This window comes from Elizabethkingia occulta, assembly GCF_002023715.1.
Taxonomy (GTDB): Bacteria; Bacteroidota; Bacteroidia; order Flavobacteriales; family Weeksellaceae; genus Elizabethkingia; species Elizabethkingia occulta.
Genome location: NZ_MAHX01000002.1, coordinates 61,073 through 78,908, shown reverse-complemented (window position 1 = coordinate 78,908; position 17,836 = coordinate 61,073). Strand labels below are relative to the sequence as shown.

General features: G+C 35.8%; 15 protein-coding genes. 9 read left to right on the top strand and 6 right to left on the bottom strand.

Annotation, left to right across the window (positions count from 1 at the left end):
* Positions 1-68: 68 nt before the first annotated feature.
* The 3 genes from BAZ10_RS00400 to BAZ10_RS00390 form a co-directional block, all read right to left on the bottom strand.
* Positions 69-617, bottom strand: a complete 549-nt coding sequence (locus BAZ10_RS00400) for a hypothetical protein (RefSeq protein WP_078770339.1) — start codon at positions 615-617, stop codon at positions 69-71.
* Between the two features lie 286 nt (positions 618-903).
* Complete coding sequence (locus BAZ10_RS00395; RefSeq protein ID WP_078770338.1) at positions 904-1,617, bottom strand: 3-ketoacyl-ACP reductase; 714 nt, start codon at positions 1,615-1,617, stop codon at positions 904-906.
* Positions 1,618-1,690: 73 nt separating this feature from the next.
* Positions 1,691-2,185, bottom strand: coding sequence for a thermonuclease family protein (locus BAZ10_RS00390; RefSeq protein WP_244892958.1), 495 nt, complete (start codon positions 2,183-2,185; stop codon positions 1,691-1,693).
* A gap of 101 nt (positions 2,186-2,286) precedes the next feature.
* On the opposite strand from BAZ10_RS00390, the gene BAZ10_RS00385 reads away from it, so the two are divergent.
* From BAZ10_RS00385 to ligA, 3 genes are all read left to right on the top strand, one after another.
* Positions 2,287-3,624 (top strand): carboxylesterase family protein, encoded by a 1,338-nt coding sequence (locus BAZ10_RS00385; protein ID WP_078770337.1) that lies wholly within the window; start codon positions 2,287-2,289, stop codon positions 3,622-3,624.
* Between the two features lie 125 nt (positions 3,625-3,749).
* Positions 3,750-6,206, top strand: coding sequence for a DUF5686 family protein (locus BAZ10_RS00380; RefSeq protein ID WP_078770336.1), 2,457 nt, complete (start codon positions 3,750-3,752; stop codon positions 6,204-6,206).
* A 75-nt stretch (positions 6,207-6,281) separates the two neighbouring features.
* Positions 6,282-8,288: an NAD-dependent DNA ligase LigA gene (gene ligA, locus BAZ10_RS00375; RefSeq protein ID WP_078770335.1), complete on the top strand. Its 2,007-nt coding sequence runs from the start codon at positions 6,282-6,284 to the stop codon at positions 8,286-8,288.
* Positions 8,289-8,349: 61 nt separating this feature from the next.
* Here ligA and BAZ10_RS00370 read toward each other — a convergent pair whose 3' ends face one another.
* The gene (locus tag BAZ10_RS00370) at positions 8,350-8,814 is read right to left on the bottom strand and encodes a hypothetical protein (RefSeq protein ID WP_165690082.1); all 465 of its coding nucleotides are present in this window, start codon (positions 8,812-8,814) and stop codon (positions 8,350-8,352) included.
* A gap of 193 nt (positions 8,815-9,007) precedes the next feature.
* Here BAZ10_RS00370 and BAZ10_RS00365 point away from each other — a divergent pair, with 193 nt between their 5' ends.
* Positions 9,008-9,367 carry a Fur family transcriptional regulator gene (locus tag BAZ10_RS00365; protein WP_078720862.1) on the top strand — a complete coding sequence of 120 codons (360 nt, stop codon included), beginning with the start codon at positions 9,008-9,010 and terminating at the stop codon, positions 9,365-9,367.
* Positions 9,368-9,384: 17 nt separating this feature from the next.
* On the opposite strand, the gene BAZ10_RS00360 is transcribed toward BAZ10_RS00365, so the two are convergent.
* Complete coding sequence (locus BAZ10_RS00360) at positions 9,385-9,870, bottom strand: DUF6265 family protein (protein ID WP_078770334.1); 486 nt, start codon at positions 9,868-9,870, stop codon at positions 9,385-9,387.
* A gap of 241 nt (positions 9,871-10,111) precedes the next feature.
* On the opposite strand from BAZ10_RS00360, the gene BAZ10_RS00355 reads away from it, so the two are divergent.
* The 3 genes from BAZ10_RS00355 to BAZ10_RS00340 all read left to right on the top strand — a co-directional run bounded on the left by BAZ10_RS00355 (position 10,112) and on the right by BAZ10_RS00340 (position 14,502).
* On the top strand, positions 10,112-12,097 hold the full coding sequence (locus tag BAZ10_RS00355; RefSeq protein ID WP_078770333.1) for a heavy metal translocating P-type ATPase: 1,986 nt from the start codon (positions 10,112-10,114) through the stop codon (positions 12,095-12,097).
* A 512-nt stretch (positions 12,098-12,609) separates the two neighbouring features.
* Entirely contained in the window at positions 12,610-13,062 is a 453-nt protein-coding gene (locus BAZ10_RS00345) for an HAD domain-containing protein (RefSeq protein ID WP_078770332.1), read from the top strand.
* A 111-nt stretch (positions 13,063-13,173) separates the two neighbouring features.
* On the top strand, positions 13,174-14,502 hold the full coding sequence (locus BAZ10_RS00340; protein WP_078770331.1) for a sigma-54-dependent transcriptional regulator: 1,329 nt from the start codon (positions 13,174-13,176) through the stop codon (positions 14,500-14,502).
* Between the two features lie 4 nt (positions 14,503-14,506).
* Here BAZ10_RS00340 and BAZ10_RS00335 read toward each other — a convergent pair whose 3' ends face one another.
* Positions 14,507-15,532: an OmpA family protein gene (locus tag BAZ10_RS00335; protein ID WP_078770330.1), complete on the bottom strand. Its 1,026-nt coding sequence runs from the start codon at positions 15,530-15,532 to the stop codon at positions 14,507-14,509.
* Between the two features lie 502 nt (positions 15,533-16,034).
* Between BAZ10_RS00335 and BAZ10_RS19460 the strand changes: the two genes are divergently transcribed.
* A complete protein-coding gene (locus tag BAZ10_RS19460) occupies positions 16,035-16,112 on the top strand; it encodes a potassium-transporting ATPase subunit F (RefSeq protein ID WP_165698305.1) in 78 nt (25 codons plus the stop codon).
* A gap of 6 nt (positions 16,113-16,118) precedes the next feature.
* Positions 16,119-17,813, top strand: coding sequence for a potassium-transporting ATPase subunit KdpA (kdpA, locus tag BAZ10_RS00330; RefSeq protein WP_078770329.1), 1,695 nt, complete (start codon positions 16,119-16,121; stop codon positions 17,811-17,813).
* The last annotated feature ends 23 nt before the right edge of the window (positions 17,814-17,836 follow it).

Below are 17,836 nucleotides of genomic sequence, written 5' to 3'. Positions count from 1 at the left end.
TATAAAGATACAAATCAGGCTATGAAATTTTCATAGCCTGATTTTGTATATAAAGCTTATTTGATTTCTTAAAAATCATAGCCAATCTTAAATCCTAAGGATGGGATAGCAGCAATATCAGATCCTTTGACTAAAGATTTACCTATCCCCAGACCAACATAAAATTCATAATTAAAGTTTCTGGCAAAATTTCTCCTAATCCCCCAGTGAGGAATAAGAAAAATAGCATCATTCACCTTAACGTCATAATTAGAAATTGACAACCATCCCGGATTATACATCAGGGAAACATCTAAAAAATTTGCAGCATTATTTCTGATGTTTAAATTTTTACCCTTCCGCCTTGCTATATTATAATAGTAACGGGGAGCCACACTAACTGAAGGTAATATAACATATCCAGTTTCAGGGTAAATTAACCCGCTCCATATAGAAACTAAATTCATAGAAATATCACTTCTCAGAACCAATTTTTCAGAAATTAAAGATTCATTATATACCCCTAATCCTAAAATATTATACTGGATACCTATAAGGTTCTTTTTGAGCAGACCATTTTCCTGTGTATAGAATACAGAAAAAAGTATAAAAAAAATTAATATAGAGATTTTTTTCATTATCTTTTTTTTCAAAAGTAAACAAAATTAATCAAAATAAAAATAATTAGTAAAAAAGCAATTTAATTACATTAATAACAAAATAAAATACATTAAATATAAAATATTAATATCAATTTTAAAATTATATAAATATTTTATTAAAGTTGAAATGAAATAAATAATATCTAAATTGAATAAAAAAATAATTCAATAAATTTTACATCAATAAATCAATTAAAGAAAATTTTATACATAAAAAAAGCTACCTGAATCAGGTAGCTTTTTTATTTTGTCAAATGGTATTTTAAGGATTTGTAGAGAAAATAGAACCATTAGCAACTAGCGCTCTTCTGTTCATTTTTAGGATGTCTCTAACCCACTCTGCAAAGTCTTCCGGTTGTAATACTTTATCTGGATTACCATCTGTTAAACCTGCTCCGATACTCATATCTGATGCTATTGTACTTGGCGTAAGCGTAATCACACGGATATTTTGTTTTCTCCATTCCGCCATCATCGACTGAGAAAGCGATATTACTGCTGCTTTAGAAGCTGCATAGGCAGACATTCCGCCACCACCTTTTAATCCTGCTGTAGAAGCAACATTTACGATATCTCCCTGGCCATTTTCTTTCATAAACGGATATACCGCTTTTGAAGCATAATAAACCCCAAAAAGATTGGTCTTAATTACCTGCTCCCAAACCTCCGAAGACATATCTTCAAGCGTTCCCATATTTCCAATTCCGGCATTGTTTATCAGAATATCTATACTTCCTAACTGGCTTGCAAGATCAGCAATACCTTTTTGTACCTCAGTTTCCTGATCTACATTGAATACTGCATAGGCAGATTTCACTCCCAGCTGCTCTAATTCGGCTACTGTGCTTTTTAAATTTTCTTCATTTCTTCCGGTAATTGCAACGTTTGCTCCTTCATTAGCCAGCGCTAAAGCAACTGCCTTACCTAATCCTTTACCACCACCTGTTACAATGGCGTTTTTTCCCTTTAGATCCATTATGTTATTTTTTATCTGTGTATACAAATTTACAAAAAGCGGCAGGAACTTATGTTTACCAAACATTAAATCCTTAACCTCCGAAACTGTTATTATTTTGTTTTACCTTATTTCTCTGTTGTTTTCTGTACTCCCATGGAGCCATAGCATGTACATCCTGCCACAATCCCTGTTTCTGATTTTTTGCAACTTCTTGTAAATCGCCCAACGATTTATCCTTTGAATAACTATAGTACCACCAGCCTAATCCGGCCTTAATAAGTTCTGCAGACAGATATTTTCCATTATCATAGTATACCTTAGCTATTGATCTTCCATAGCGGTCCGTATCTGTTTCTACGTAAGTAATACTCTTTCCGAAAATTTCCGAAGAAGTAAATTTCTTAGCATTCTTACCAAAGGGCTGCCTGCTCTCCGGACAATCTACCTCTGCCAGTCTCAATGTTTTTTGTACGTTACCCTTTAAAAGAACCACAACAGTATCCCCGTCTTTAATCCCTACTACTCTTGCTACTGTCTGTGCAGACAATAAAACAGGAAATAATAATAGTGCTATTATTTTTTTCATGGCCGCAAAGATAAGCATATACAATACGAATTAGTTTCTTTTACCATCGCTGTTTATTTGAAATTTGTCCGTATTTTTAATCATCAAAAAACACTGTATTTATGCTTTTGGAAGATTACACTTTCAGTATTGGTTCAGAAAAGATTAAAATTCAGGAAGTAAACGGAGTTTTTAAAGCAAAAAACATCCGGTATGCCAAATCAAAACGTTATCAGCTTCCAATACCTGTAAGCATTACTGAAGCATTAGCCTCGGTACCTGTACTGACTCCGGTCTGTCCTCAGCACCAAAGCGCAATGTTGGAAAGGTTGATTGAGCCTACCCGTGTTGAAGATTTTCTGGTTGAAGAATCCCCACAATATCTCTCTGTTACATTTCCAAAAGACATTTCACCAGATGAGCATATTCCTGTTATTGTATGGATACATGGCGGATCTTATGAAATAGGATGCGGAAACCTTCCTACTTCCGATCCTTCGGTTTGGGTGAAAGAACAGCGCATTATTGTTGTTTCAGTTTCTTATCGATTAGGTTTGTTTGGTTTTTTAGGTGGTTATGATGAAAGACCTGCAAATCTTGGTTTATTTGATATTATCGAAGCATTGAAATGGATTAAAACCAACATTTCAGCATTCAGAGGAAACCCCGAAAGCATTACCCTGCTAGGACAATCTTCCGGAGGAGATGCTGTTACCCATCTTATGATTGCTGAGGGTGCAGAAAAGTTGTTTAAAAGAGTTATTATCCAAAGTGCTCCTTTAGGACTTCGTGAGAAACGGCAAAAAATGTCAGAAGAATTTTCAATAAAAACGAGTCCCATTAAAGACGATGAAGACTTTATGAAGATGGTTGATGAGTATTCCAAATTTCGCCCTTCACTATTAAAATACGGATTGAAAGCTGCAATGCCTTTTGCACTACAATACGGTTTCCCACCAATGGCCCCGGAAAATAAGATTCGCAAATTATGGAAAGATAATGCTACAAAATATGACGTCCTTATAGGTATGAATGATGAAGAAACTGCATTCTATCTAAGAACTTCCGGAGCATTACAGAAATACACAGAAAAGGGCTTCGGAAAAAGAATACTGGACAAAACAATACGCCTTACGACCGAAAAGATTTACGGAAAGCCAGCTGCAGAATTTGCTTCGGATTATGCTAAAGCAGGTGGTAATGTGTATTTATTCCGGATCTTTTCCAGATTGGAAAGTAACAAAATAGGTGCAGCACATTGTTTAGATCTCCCTTTATTATTTGGTAATGAAAAAGCATGGAAAAATGCGGAATTACTAAAAGGTATTCCATGGGCGGAAATTGATAAAGTTGGAAAGAAAATACGGGCTATTTGGGCAGAGTTTGCCAAAAATGGATCTGTTTCAGAAAATTCTGACAAACCAGAATCTTTAAAAATATCACAAATAAGTGATAAATAATTTATTTTGGCGAAAACTCTTTATTAGTAAGCATTACAGAACATTTACTTTAACAAAAATTTAAATTTTGTTTGTGTTTTCTGTAACTTTCTTACACATAGCTTTGTCTTATATAAAAACAATATATGAAACAAGCTTTATCTTTTCTTCTTCTCTTCTTTATAAGTTTTTACTTTAGCCAGACTCAGCTAAAAGTTATTAATGCCGATAATAAAAAGCCCGTTTCGGATGCTTCTGTATACTGTGATGACAATCTACTTGGGAAAACCAGCCGGGAAGGTACTCTAACATTTAAAACCAAATGTAAGAAAGTTGATATTCTGGCCAACGACTTCGAAGACGAAGAGGCTACGATAAGCAAAGAAATGCTTGTTTCCCTGAAACCTACTTCCGAAAAAACAAAAAGTATCAATCGGGTCACTATTGCTGATAAAAGCGATCCGCGAGCATTAAAAATTCTGGATGAGCTTCTAAAGCGCTACAAAGAGAACAGTCCACAATCATTAGACTCTTACAATTTCAAATCATACAGCAAAATATCCATTGATTTTGATAAAGACTCTATTGCCACCTATCAGAACTTTATGGCCAAGAGAAATGATTCTATTGGTAAAATTCCGAACAGAAATCTGAAAACTGCGGAAACGAAAAAGAAAGATTCATTAGCCGAAGAAGATTTGGTAAATATGGTACAACACAACCAATATTTCCTTTGGGAAAAAGCCTCCGAACATCTTTTTTCTAAAAGATACGGAGAAAAAACAAATATACTGGATAACAGAATGTCCGGTTTTCCCAATCCTATTTATGAAGCTTTGGCTATGAATGTTTCTAACCTCAACAAAATACCAAAGCAGATAAAACCTGAAAGCAGAACTATTTATCATTACTATATATCCGACACCACAACATTGGATAACCGAAAAACTTATGTAATCAAGTTTAAGGAGATCAATAACAAACTAAGACAGAATCCCAGAAAATATAATGGTTACATCTATGTAGATGCCGAGAACTATGCGCTGAAGAAAATAGAAAGCAACAGTAAAAAAATTAATGAAGGGAATGTAGTATCTGTATGGAAACCAATAAACAATAAATGGTTTCTGGATTCTGAGAATCTGAAAATAAAAATGGGAGACCAAAGCTTTACAACCGGGAAAATACAGGATAGTACTAAAGGTACTGAGAAACCCAAATTAAAGAGAAAAAAGTTTGGGAACTATCTCTATATTAAAAATCAGTTCTTTGGTTTCGAAATTAATAAAGAACAGAAAGCAGACGACTACCGTGGCTATACAATGGCTGTAAAAAATTCCGACGGAAAACTCCTGCAGGAATATAGAACCGACAGCCTTACAGAGAGAGAAAAAGGTACCTATGTAAAGATAGACAGCCTGGTGAAAAAATATGATTTTGATAAAAAAGTAAGTCTCTTTACTAACCTGATGAAAGGAAATCTACGTTACAAAATGCTGGATTTTGATCTGACTAAAATTATTAATTATGATAAATACCAGGGTATAAGACTTGGGGCAAGTGTAAAACTGAATGAGAAATTTGGCAAAACATTTTCTCCTGACGCTTATTTCGGCTATGGTTTCAAAGATCACCACTGGAAATATGGTGCAGGCCTGGATATGAAACTTTCAGATAAAAGAACATCTGTTTTCCGCGTAGATTATTATGATGATGTATTCCCCGCTGGAAGAATAAATACTACATTCTGGGACAATCCAATGAAGCTAAAGGACATCCTTTTAGATATGCACAACGCCAATTTCTTCCGGAGCCAGAAATGGGGAGCATCATTCTTGTACGATCTTTCTAATACACTGAGTGCTAAAGTTAGCATTAATCACGAGAATCAAAATGCGATGTTCGACTATCAGTATCGGGATATGGGCAATAACTTTAAAAATGTTAGCACTACCATTTCTCTCAAATATGCGCCAAACGACAAAAATCTAATGACTCCCGGCGGAAAACTCACCTATGAAAAACACTATCCATATTTCTTTGTAAACTATGAAAAAGGCAGTAAAATATTCGACGGAGATCTTAACTATCACAGACTAGATGCCTTGGCTATTCATCAGTTCGGAACCAAATTAGGTTATACCAATATTAAAGTTTTTGGTGGTTTTTCTTCCGGAACAGCTCCTATTTGGAAAAACTTCGAGATAACAGGACAAACCGGAGATATCAGCAGTAACTGGGCCTCAAAAATCAATAAGCCTTCTAATCTGGGATTTGTAACTATGCCAGCTGGAACGTTCTACGCAGACAAATTTGTTGGTTTTCAGATTTCTCAATCTCTGCCATTCAGATTCAGAACTATTGGAAAAGCTTATTCCAATATAGAACTGGAATATCAGACCGTAGTAGGTAATTTTAAAAACAGTGCCGACCATCAGTTCAATTTTAGAGTGCTGGATCACAACTATCAGGAAGTTGGAATTATATGGAACAGATTTCTGGGCAGTAAATTTGGTGTAGGTTTTTCTTACAGATTAGGCTACTATCAGATGCCGGCATTCAAAGACAATATTGGATTCCAAATCAGATTAAATGCTTTTTAGAAAATTTCTTTTTACAGTTTAAAATATGATTAAAATAGCAGATTGCTTATTTTTGTAAAAACATTTATTGACCCTATGTCCGAAAACATTCAACAACAAATAGAAGAGCTAAGAGAAGAGCTTCATCAGCATAATTACAATTACTATATTCTGGATGAACCTTCTATCTCGGATTTTGAATTCGACGCAAAACTGAAGGAACTTCAGGATCTGGAAGCTCAGCATCCAGAATTCAATGATCCTAACTCACCTACTTTGCGTGTTGGCGGAGGTGTCACCAAAAACTTCCCCACTGTACAACACCAGTTTAGAATGTACTCTCTGGATAATTCATACGACTTTAATGATCTGGAAGATTGGGAGAAACGAATTATAAAAACCATTGACGAGCCTGTAGAGTTTGTTGCAGAACTAAAATATGATGGTGCTTCTATTTCCATTCTTTATGAAAACGGAAAATTATCTCAGGCAGTAACTCGTGGAGATGGATTTCAGGGTGATGAAATTACAAGTAATGTAAGAACGATTTCTGACGTTCCGTTAAAGCTAAAGGGTGAATTTCCTGAACGTTTTTATATGCGTGGTGAGATTTATCTTACCCGTAAGAACTTTGATAAACTTAATCTACTTCGTGAGGAAGAGGGACTCGATCCCTTTATGAATCCACGAAACACAGCTAGTGGAAGCCTTAAAATGCAGGACTCCGGTGAGGTAAGAAAACGTGGACTTTCTGCGGTACTATATCAATATATCGCTGAGAATTTTCCTGCAGAAACTCACTGGGATCTATTGGCAAATGCAAAGCAATGGGGCTTCAGAGTTTCCGAAGATCAGGCAAAATTATGCAGAACGCTGGATGATGTAAAAAACTTCATCAATTACTGGGATCAGGAGAGACATAACCTGCCTTTTGAAATCGATGGTATTGTAATAAAAGTTAATTCACTAAAACATCAGCGTGAATTAGGTTATACTGCCAAATCACCACGTTGGGCTATGGCCTATAAATTTAAGGCCGAAAAGGTAGAAACTGAACTTCTGAGTGTCTCTTATCAGGTCGGAAGAACTGGTGCTATTACTCCTGTAGCCAACCTTCGTCCGGTTTTATTAGCCGGAACTACTGTAAAACGTGCATCACTCCATAACGAGGATATTATAAAAAAATTAGACCTACATGAAAACGATTTTGTTTATGTAGAAAAAGGTGGTGAAATCATCCCTAAAATTGTGGGTGTTAATACCGAGAAAAGGACATCTGAAAGCAAAGAAATAGAATATATAAAGCATTGTCCGGAATGCGGTACTGAACTTGTAAAAATAGAAGATCAGGCTATACATTTTTGTCCGAACGAGCTGCATTGCCCACCACAGGTAGTCGGAAGAATGATTCATTATGTTTCCCGTAAAGCCCTGAATATAGAAAATCTGGGTGGCGAAACTATAGAGCAGCTTTACCGTGAAAAACTAATCGAGAATCCTGCAGATCTTTATACTCTAAACAAGGAACAACTACTTCCTTTAGAACGTATGGCTGAGAAATCTGCACAAAACATTTTGGATGGTGTAGAAAAATCAAAAGAAATACCTTTTGAAAAGGTATTGTACGGAATAGGTATAAAGCATGTAGGAGAAACTGTTGCTAAAAAACTGGTTAAAAACTTCCCAAGTATAGAAGAATTAAAGAATGCAACAGAAGAAGAGCTTTGCCAGGTAGAAGATATCGGTGCAAAAATAGCTGTAAGTATTACCGAATTCTTTGCGAATCAGGAAAACCTTTTGATGATAGAACGTCTGAAAAATTATGGTGTACAACTGGAAAAAGGGGAAAACACTAATGATGTAATCAGTAATGTTCTGGACGGAAAAACTTTCCTGTTCACCGGAAAATTATCTCTTTTCACCAGAGAACAGGCTGAAGAAATGGTAGAAAAACATGGTGGTAAAAATATCTCCGCAGTCTCTAAAAATCTGAACTATCTTATTGTTGGAGAAAAAGCCGGAAGCAAACTGAAAAAAGCTCAGGATATCGGAACCATCACCATTCTGGATGAACAACAATTTTTAGATCTTGTCAATAGCTAAAGGCAAGTCATTTATAAAACCATACGCCTCACAGATTTTAAAATCTGCGAGGCGTTTTTTGTTATTTTTTAGGCAGTTGCACTGCAATCTCGTAAAGTTTTCCCGCCATTAGGAATTTAATTCTCTCTCTTGTTGTTACAGTATTAATACTGCCGTCCCTCAGAATAATAATTCTGTCTCCAGGTGCTATATTCTGATCGGCAAGCCAGTCTTCCGGGGCTACATCATTTTCTTTACGTTTCATGGCTTCCAGAATATCTTCTGCCAACTCCTGAAAACGTTCATCATGAGAATATAAAATTTCATACTCTGCAGGAAGTTTCACTCTGAACACAGCACGGTTACTAATTAGCTTTGCATAATCATCGAATAGCGGATTATCTGCACCGTCTGTAAATCCTATTTCTACAAGATCTCCCTGATGTTCCTGGGCATATAACTCTGCATCCTCGAAAGTCTCAAAGTTTAAGACCAGTTTATAATTATCAAAAGAGTATTCTTGCAGTCTTTTTTTAGCATTTTCCATAATCAGGTTTTTATATATCCATATACAATTTATAAAAAACTGATTATTAATCAATTATAAAACATTCGTTTTAACAAAAATTTAAAATTTATCCTTAAATTTGTTATAACATCAAAAACCTAATTATTAATTTCCTGTGAACACACAAAGAATAGAAAATATCCTCGATAATAAAAAGATTCCCATTACTTCTATGCGGATGCTGGTTTTGGATGCTTTTCTAGAGGCTCCACAAGCTCTTTCGTTGTCCGATTTAGAGGAAAAACTAGCACAGTCTGACCGTAGTACTTTATATCGTACTCTAAAAACTTTTGAAAAAAAAGGTCTTATTCATGGTATTCAGGAACATAATACGACACAGTATCTCTTATGTAGTGATGATTGCAATGAGGAAATCCACCATGACTATCACCTGCATTTTTATTGTACCGAGTGCAAACAGACAACCTGTCTGGAAGAGGTAAGCTTTAGCAATGTTCCGTTTCCTAATGACTATCTGGTAAAAGAATTAAAATTTCTGGCCACAGGTATTTGTAGGGAATGCCGGATATAATTTTCTAATATAATAACCTATCTGAGTCTTTTCATGGGAAAAGTCTGATGCCGTACATTTCCGTTTTTAACACCTGAAATTTCCGCGACTAAAGAATCAGCACTTAGTTTTGTATAAGAAACAGACTGTGGAAAATCGTGCTCAGGATTCCCAAAGACCATTTTACTATCCGTAACAGAATAGGCTTTAAAGCTAACCGGCTTACCATCGTTCTGATTTCTTACCGTGGGAATATAATATAAACTCTCTCCTTCTCGTTTCAACTGAACTGTTTCGAATATAATGGTGTCTGCACCTTTAAGTGCATAACTCTTTCCAGTCAGTTCATTTTCATTTATTTTTTTCCAGGATTCATAGATACTTACACGAGAGGTTTTGTTCTCCCATGTACCGATAAGCCACATAGCTTTATCAATCGGCTTTACGGAATAATGAACCCAACTGCTCACAATAAATACAACAATAATTGTGGACAAGACTATTTTTACAGACCTAGTTTTCATATCAGTTAATCTTATATCAAATATACATAAACCGTATTTCTCCTCTAATATCAAAAACCTTAATATGTTAATAAGATCTTTTTATCGTTTAATAAGATGGTTTCATCGGTAGCTTTCGATATCCGTATGTGATAAAAATACCTTTGAAAAAGATGAATTGTTCAGTCTGTTAGGTATAAAATAAAACTTTGCAATAGGGTTGCATGCCTCTCCTCATTATCTTTGATAAAAATTAAAAGTTATGAGTTCAAATAGCGACTGCTGCAGCACAAAACCGCAGCAACAACACAATCATCAGCATAACGGGGATGGACATGACCACGATCATGGTCACGACCATTCTCATGATAATAGCGAGAAAACAACATTCCAGTTATTTTTGCCAGCTGTGATTTCCTTCGTTCTGCTTATGGTAGGAATCGCATTGGACAATTATATAAAACCTGAATGGTTCCGGGGCTGGATAAGAGTTGTACTATATGTAGCAGCATATATTCCGGTAGGTCTTCCGGTACTAAAAGATGCTGTTAAAAGTATCCGATACAGCGATTTCTTCTCAGAGTTTTTCCTGATGAGTATTGCTACTCTTGGTGCATTTGCCATTGCAGAATATCCTGAAGGGGTTGCCGTAATGCTTTTCTACTCTGTGGGAGAAGTATTCCAAACAATGGCAGTACAAAGAGCTAAAAAGAATATCAAAGGATTACTGGATCAGAGACCGGATGAAATTACAATTCTGGAAAATAACATTCCTAAGACTATTAAGGCTGAAACAGCACAGGTTGGGCAGATTATTCAGCTAAAACCAGGTGAAAAACTGGCTTTAGACGGAGAACTGATCTCGGAAAGTGCATCTTTCAACACAGCAGCTCTTACCGGAGAAAGCAAGCCAGATACTAAAAGAAAAGGTGAAGCTGTACTTGCAGGGATGATCAACCTTACTTCAGTAAGTCAGGTACTCATTCAGAAAGAGTATAAAGACAGCAAGCTTTCCAAAATTCTGGAACTGGTGCAAAATGCCACTTCGCAAAAAGCACCAACAGAATTGTTTATCCGGAAATTTGCTAAAGTATATACACCAATTGTTGTAATATTGGCTATTGCTATCTGTCTGTTGCCTTACTTCTTTGTACAACAATATGAGTTCAGGGATTGGTTATATCGTGCATTGATCTTCCTGGTTATTTCATGTCCTTGTGCCTTGGTTATTTCCATTCCTTTAGGATACTTCGGCGGAATTGGTGCCGGAAGTAAAAACGGAATACTCTTCAAAGGCAGTAATTTCCTGGATGCGTTAGCCAATATTCAGAATGTGGTAATGGATAAAACCGGAACAATGACGGAAGGTGTATTCAAAGTACAAACTGCAAATATTGAAAACGGATTTGATAAAAATGAGATTCTGAAGTACCTGAATGTTATCGAAAGTAAATCTACACACCCTATTGCAACCGCTGTACACGAATATGTTGGTGAAGTAGATCATTCTGTAGTATTAGAAAATACAGAAGAAATTCCGGGACACGGATTGAAGTCTACTATCAACGGGAAAGATTTCCTTGCCGGTAACTTCAAATTAATGGATAAATTCAATATTCAGTATCAGGTTAATCACTCTGCAATTTCTGATACCTTAATAGCTATTGCTTACGGAGGTCAGTTTGCAGGTTATCTGAGTATTTCGGACCAGATAAAACCAGATGCAATAAAAGCTGTTGCAGAGCTTAAAAAACTCAATATAAAAACAACTATGTTGAGTGGTGATAAAACAGCCGTAGTAAAAGAAGTAGCACAAAAGATAGGAATTGAAAATGCCTTTGGTGATCTATTACCGGAAGATAAAGTAGAGAAGGTAAAAGCCATAAAAGCACAAAATGAAACAGTAGCCTTTATTGGAGATGGCGTAAACGATGCTCCGGTTGTTGCTCTAAGTGATGTCGGAATGGCGATGGGTGGATTAGGCAGCGACGCAACTATTGAAACTGCAGATGTCGTTATACAGGACGATCAGCCTTCAAAAATTCCTACAGCCATCAGAATAGGAAAAGAGACTAAGAAAATCGTATGGCAGAACATTATATTAGCCTTTGCTGTAAAAGCTATTGTTCTTGTTCTTGGAGCCGGAGGACTGGCTACGATGTGGGAAGCAGTATTTGCCGATGTAGGTGTAGCGCTCCTAGCCATTCTGAATGCAGTGAGAATACAGAGAATGAACTTTAAAAATTAATATCAGTATAAAATCGCCAGAAAATAATTTCTGGCGATTTTTTTTTATTCAATTTCATTTAAAATATTTTTATAAATTTGATTATCAAACAAATAACATTTTTTTTCATAAAAAATGTAGAATTTGGAAGATAATTTAGACTCAGATTTTTATAACAGGTTAATTGATTTTATTAGAAACACGAACCACGAATTTTTTACTACACAAACTAAAATTTGTTACTCTATAATAGCTAGAATACACAGAAGAGTTTTAGAAGGGTATGGTACCAAATTCGGAGCGATAAAAAAGACCAGCTTAATAAGCTCATTGTCGATGGAAATCATAGATATATTGCTTATAAACTAGCTAATTTTAATTTTGAAATAATACCATGGAATAAAAACTTTAGCGATCCATGTAATACTATCAATGATTTTGTAGTAATAACAAATGAAGATTGGGATATGAATAATGAAAAGAACAGAAAGTATTGCAACGATAACTTTCTTAAAGATTTATAAATACTTTATATGAAACTTTTTTTAGACATAGACGGTGTTATGGTTCATGCCAACCCACATAGACAAGTGGAAATGGAAGATGATGGATTTTATAAATTCAATCATAAGGCTGTTGATGTTCTAAATTCTGTGGATCATCACAATATTGAGTTAGTCCTGTCAACATCACACAGATTCAGATTTAATCTAAACCAGTGGAAGCATATTTTTCATAAAAGGGGCATTAAATTCAATAAAATATCTATTATAAAAGAGGATCTTAACCATAAGCACTCCAGGCGATTTGAAATAGAAAAATGGATTACAGATCACCATATCAGCTCAGATGATGTTATTATAATTGATGATGATAAATCATTGAACAGCCTACCGGAGGATTTAAAAAGAAGATTAATTTTAACCAATCCTTATACCGGATTAACAGACTCTAAGGAATTAATCAGAATTTTAGCAGAGAAGTAAATCCGTTAAAGATAACCAGAAGCAGGTTTCTGGTTATTTTTAATATTTTGAATAGCCTCTTCTGTTTTTCGATGCCGAATAATACGTAAGTTTGCATCTCAATTCTATCATATGCCGGGAACTATCCTCATCATTGACGACGAGCTTAAACTTCTGAAACTTCTGGGAATGATTCTTTCTCAGGAAAACTTTAGCGTAAAGGAAGCTTCAACTGCAAGATCAGCCATGAATATGCTGGAACAGCATGACTTTGACGTTGTGCTGAGTGACGTCCGTCTTCCGGATGCATTTGGTGTAGAGCTTGTAAAGGCTATTAAAACCAAATATCCTGAAAAAGAAGTGATTCTGATGACAGCCTTCGGGAATATTTCAGATGCTGTACAGGCAATGAAGAACGGCGCATATGACTATCTTGTAAAAGGAGATGATAACGAGAAAATTATTCCCCTCGTATACAGAGCCATTGAAAAAGCAAAAGATAACAAATCCCATAATATAGCCCCGGTATGTAAGTTAAAAGGGCTGGATCAAATCCTGGGAACTGCAGAATCTATTCTTCAGGCAAAAAAATTGGCAGAACGGGTTGCCCATACAGACGCTACCGTATTGTTAACCGGAGAAACAGGAACCGGGAAAGAGGTATTCGCCCATGCTATTCATGAAACAGGAAGCCGAAGCAATAAAAATTTTGTTGCGATCAATTGCTCTGCTTTCAGCAAAGAAATTTTGGAAAGTGAACTATTCGGGCATAAACAAGGTGCTTTTACAGGAGCTGTAAGAGATAAAAAAGGACTTGTTGAAGAAGCCAATGGTGGTACATTATTTCTGGATGAGATTGGAGAAATGCCAATGGATTTGCAGGCGAAATTGCTACGCGTACTGGAGACCGGAGAATTTATTAAAATGGGTGAAACGAAAGTATCTACCTCTAACTTCCGTCTTATTGCCGCAACCAACAGAAACCTTTTGGAAGAAGTAAAACAGGGAAATTTCAGAGAAGATCTCTACTTCAGACTCAATGTTTTTGAAATTCACTTGCCGGCATTGCGTGAAAGAAAGGAAGACCTGAAAATTCTTGCCAAAAACTTTATCGATGTCTTCAGTAAAAAAATGAATCTGATTTCAAAAGTTCAGGTTTCCGAAGATTATTATAAAACCTTAAAGAAAAATAACTGGCAGGGAAATATTCGTGAGCTTAGAAACACTGTTGAAAGAAGTCTTATTCTGATGAATAACAATATTCTGGATGCCGACAGCCTTCCTCTATATTCAGAACAAACTTCTGCAGAAACAGATTCATTGAGTATTAAGACTCTTGAAAAAGAACACATCCAGAAAGTATTACAATATACCAAAGGTAATAAAGCCGAAGCTGCGCGACTTTTAGAAATCGGTATAGCAACGTTATATCGTAAACTGGAAGAATACCAGCTAAGATAGAATTTTATATTTTCACTAGTTCTACCCTTCTGTTCTTCGCTTTATTAAGATCACTGTCATTAGCAGCCAAAGGATTATCCTGTCCAAAACCTTTTGTTTGTAGTCTATCAGATTTAATTCCTTTATCTGTTAAATAAGTATATATTGTTGTAGCTCTGTCCAATGATAATTTCTTATTGTGTTCTTTTGTACCATTATTGTCAGTATGCCCTTCTATAGAAAGTTTTAATTCAGGATTTTCATTCAGCAGCTTTAGGATCTCATCCGCCACAATTTTGCCATCTGCTGTAAGAGTAGCTTTATTATTATCAAAATTAATATTCAATACAGCTTTCCCAGACTCGTTAATATCTTTTTTCATCTGGGAAGAAGTAATTTTTTCAACCTTTGGAACTTCAGCTGTTGCTTTCTCCAGAATAGTAATTTTTCCACTTTCTTCGTTCAGCAGAGAAAACTGAATCCATACTTCTTTACTATTGGTACGGATAACATAAGTTTTTATACGATCCAGTCCATTAAAGTCAATTGAATTTCCATATGTAGCAGACATCAGATTTTCTTTTCCTATGCGGTCAATTTCTTCTTTCGGTACAGAAACATTATTAACCTGTACTCCACCCAAATCTAATATTGCTTTTTCATAAGCTTTTTCCACCAAGAGACTATTAAAAGCCGCAGGATCCTTACTTCTGTTTTTTTCGATCGCAACCTTTAGCGCTTTCCCTTCTACCGGAATAAGTTTTCCGTTAACAGCAAAGTATTCCTTGTCAAAATCTTTTATATCCTTCTGTTCAACGGTTCCTTTCCAGTTGCTGCAAACACCGTAACAATAATTTTCCGGCGGATTCAGGTAAGGAAGCACACCTAGGTCTTTATCACTCACAGGAATCTTGGTAATATCAAATTCACCATTATTTTCGGAAGTTTTAACACTTGTTTGAGATACCTCCTGAGATGCTGATACCTCTTCTTTTTTCTTGCCACATGAGATGATTAACACAGAAAGTATTATAAAGGTTATTTTTTTCATATCTACTTTTTAATTAAATAATAATGATTTGTGTTTATTTTAAAATATTCTTCCCAAAACTAATAAAATTATTCTAAATTCAAAGTATTCATTATGTTAAGTCGGAGTTTACAAATCTATGTAAACTTCTTTCTGAACTTTCATTTTATCAATTTGGATAATGAGCCTATCATTTTGATAGGATTTCCTCTGTCAACCACATTCCTAAAAAACACACAATATACTATACAGTAACACTTTAAGAAGATCAATAGTGAATTGGAACTGGTTTTGGCATTTACCAGTCAGATAAAAAATCATGAAAAATGGCAACTTTAAAAAAAACCGGTCAGAAACCCAGCCAGTCTTCTTATACCTGGTTACTAACATTTCTGGCTGCACTCGTAGTCCTAACCTTAATTATTAGAATAATATGATGCTTCTAGTCCTTTTATTACTCAGTATTGTTTTGTTCTGGCTTTTGTATAAAACAGTTCAATTTTTTGATAAAATATAATATATCATGTGGAGTTTATTCATCCTTTCCGTTCTGGCATTCATTTACATCTGTTATGTGCTGATGAAACCTGAAAAATTTTAAATTATTATGAATACAGAAATTTTAGGCATTATTGCCATGTTTGTTCTAACCTTTATCATAGGGCTTTTCTTAGGGAAATATATCGCCCGTGTATATGGTTATGAGAAAACCTTTTTAGACCCGGTTTTTAATCCTGTTGAAAAATTATTTTTCAAAATATCAGGAATAAATCCCAATCGCCAGATGAACTGGAAGCAAAATATGTACGCTATGCTTACCATTAATCTGGTTTGGTTTGTTATCGGGTTCATACTCCTTCAAACCCAGCAATGGCTACCTCTGAATCCCGATGGCAATCCCAATATGTCACCAGACTTAGCCTTTAATACAACTATATCTTTTCTTGTTAACTGTAACCTTCAGCACTATTCCGGCGAAACCGGGGTTAGCTATCTTAGCCAACTTTTTCTGATGTTTCTTCAGTTTGTAACAGCTGCAACCGGTATGGCTGCTATGGCAGTACTTTTTAAAGCTTTCAAAGAAAAAACAACCACAGAGTTAGGGAACTTCTATGATTACTTCATGAAATCCATGACCCGGATTCTGATTCCGATTTCCATTATTGTAGCATTTATATTAGCCGCAAACGGAACTCCTATGATTTTCGAAGGAAAAGATCATATTACAACTCTGGAAGGGCAAAAATCAGATGTTTCAAGAGGTCCTGTAGCAGCATTTGTAGCTATTAAACATCTTGGAACCAATGGTGGTGGATTTTACGGAACTAACTCAGCTCACCCGCTGGAAAACCCGAATTACATTACGAATATAACCGAAATGGCCACTCAGATGATCATTCCGTTTGCTTTAGTATTCGCGCTAGGATTTTACCTTAAAAGAAAAAAATTATCCCAGATCATATTTACGGTGATGACAGTAGGTTTTCTGGCGTTAGCAATTCCGAACGTCATCAATGAAACCGCAGGAAATCCACTAATCACACAAATGGGTGCAGACAGCAGTCTTGGCGCCATGGAAGGTAAAGAAATACGTTTCGGCAGCGCTTCTTCCGGCTACTGGAGTATTGCAACTACTGTAATCTCTACAGGATCTGTAAACTCTATGCACGACAGTACCATGCCGCTTTCCGGAATGAATGAACTTCTGGCAATGATGATTAACTGCTTTTACGGAGGTTGTGGTGTTGGTATTCTCAATTACTTCATCTTCATTATCCTTGCAGTATTTATCAGTGGACTAATGGTCGGCAGAACGCCGGAGTTCCTGGGTAAAAAGATTGAAGCCAAAGAAATGAAAATAGCTATGATTGTAGCTTTATTCCATCCGTTTCTTATTCTGGCAGGAACTGCTCTTACTGCCTATTTACCGGAATTTGGCACCAAAACATTGAACAACCCTGGCTTCCATGGCTTCAGCGAAATGCTATATGAGTTCACTTCTTCTTCAGCAAACAACGGATCCGGATTTGAAGGTCTGGGAGATAATACACCATGGTGGAATATTTCTACAGGAATCGTTCTTCTGCTTTCAAGATTCATCCCAATTATAGGCCCTATAGCTATTGCAGGATGTCTGGCTGAGAAAAAATTCATTCCTGAAGGTTCCGGAACACTGAAAACTGACACATTAACTTTTGGATTTATGACACTTGCTGTCATCATATTAATTGCTGCACTATCCTTCTTCCCTTCTCTTACGCTGGGACCAATCGCAGAACAGCTTCAATATTTCTCCAAATAATAGAACATTTTTAACATTAAAAA

What these genes read in the sequence shown, in the direction of transcription:
- BAZ10_RS00380 (WP_078770336.1), top strand. Translation starts at nt 3,750, where the DNA reads ATGAAACAAGCTTTATCTTTTCTTCTTCTCTTCTTTATAAGTTTTTAC.
- BAZ10_RS00400 (WP_078770339.1), bottom strand. Translation starts at nt 617, where the DNA reads ATGAAAAAAATCTCTATATTAATTTTTTTTATACTTTTTTCTGTATTC.
- BAZ10_RS00360 (WP_078770334.1), bottom strand. Translation starts at nt 9,870, where the DNA reads ATGAAAACTAGGTCTGTAAAAATAGTCTTGTCCACAATTATTGTTGTA.
- BAZ10_RS19460 (WP_165698305.1), top strand. Translation starts at nt 16,035, where the DNA reads ATGTGGAGTTTATTCATCCTTTCCGTTCTGGCATTCATTTACATCTGT.
- BAZ10_RS00335 (WP_078770330.1), bottom strand. Translation starts at nt 15,532, where the DNA reads ATGAAAAAAATAACCTTTATAATACTTTCTGTGTTAATCATCTCATGT.
- BAZ10_RS00385 (WP_078770337.1), top strand. Translation starts at nt 2,287, where the DNA reads ATGCTTTTGGAAGATTACACTTTCAGTATTGGTTCAGAAAAGATTAAA.
- BAZ10_RS00365 (WP_078720862.1), top strand. Translation starts at nt 9,008, where the DNA reads ATGCGGATGCTGGTTTTGGATGCTTTTCTAGAGGCTCCACAAGCTCTT.
- BAZ10_RS00340 (WP_078770331.1), top strand. Translation starts at nt 13,174, where the DNA reads ATGCCGGGAACTATCCTCATCATTGACGACGAGCTTAAACTTCTGAAA.
- ligA (WP_078770335.1), top strand. Translation starts at nt 6,282, where the DNA reads ATGTCCGAAAACATTCAACAACAAATAGAAGAGCTAAGAGAAGAGCTT.
- BAZ10_RS00395 (WP_078770338.1), bottom strand. Translation starts at nt 1,617, where the DNA reads ATGGATCTAAAGGGAAAAAACGCCATTGTAACAGGTGGTGGTAAAGGA.
- kdpA (WP_078770329.1), top strand. Translation starts at nt 16,119, where the DNA reads ATGAATACAGAAATTTTAGGCATTATTGCCATGTTTGTTCTAACCTTT.
- BAZ10_RS00390 (WP_244892958.1), bottom strand. Translation starts at nt 2,185, where the DNA reads ATGAAAAAAATAATAGCACTATTATTATTTCCTGTTTTATTGTCTGCA.
- BAZ10_RS00355 (WP_078770333.1), top strand. Translation starts at nt 10,112, where the DNA reads ATGAGTTCAAATAGCGACTGCTGCAGCACAAAACCGCAGCAACAACAC.
- BAZ10_RS00345 (WP_078770332.1), top strand. Translation starts at nt 12,610, where the DNA reads ATGAAACTTTTTTTAGACATAGACGGTGTTATGGTTCATGCCAACCCA.
- BAZ10_RS00370 (WP_165690082.1), bottom strand. Translation starts at nt 8,814, where the DNA reads ATGGAAAATGCTAAAAAAAGACTGCAAGAATACTCTTTTGATAATTAT.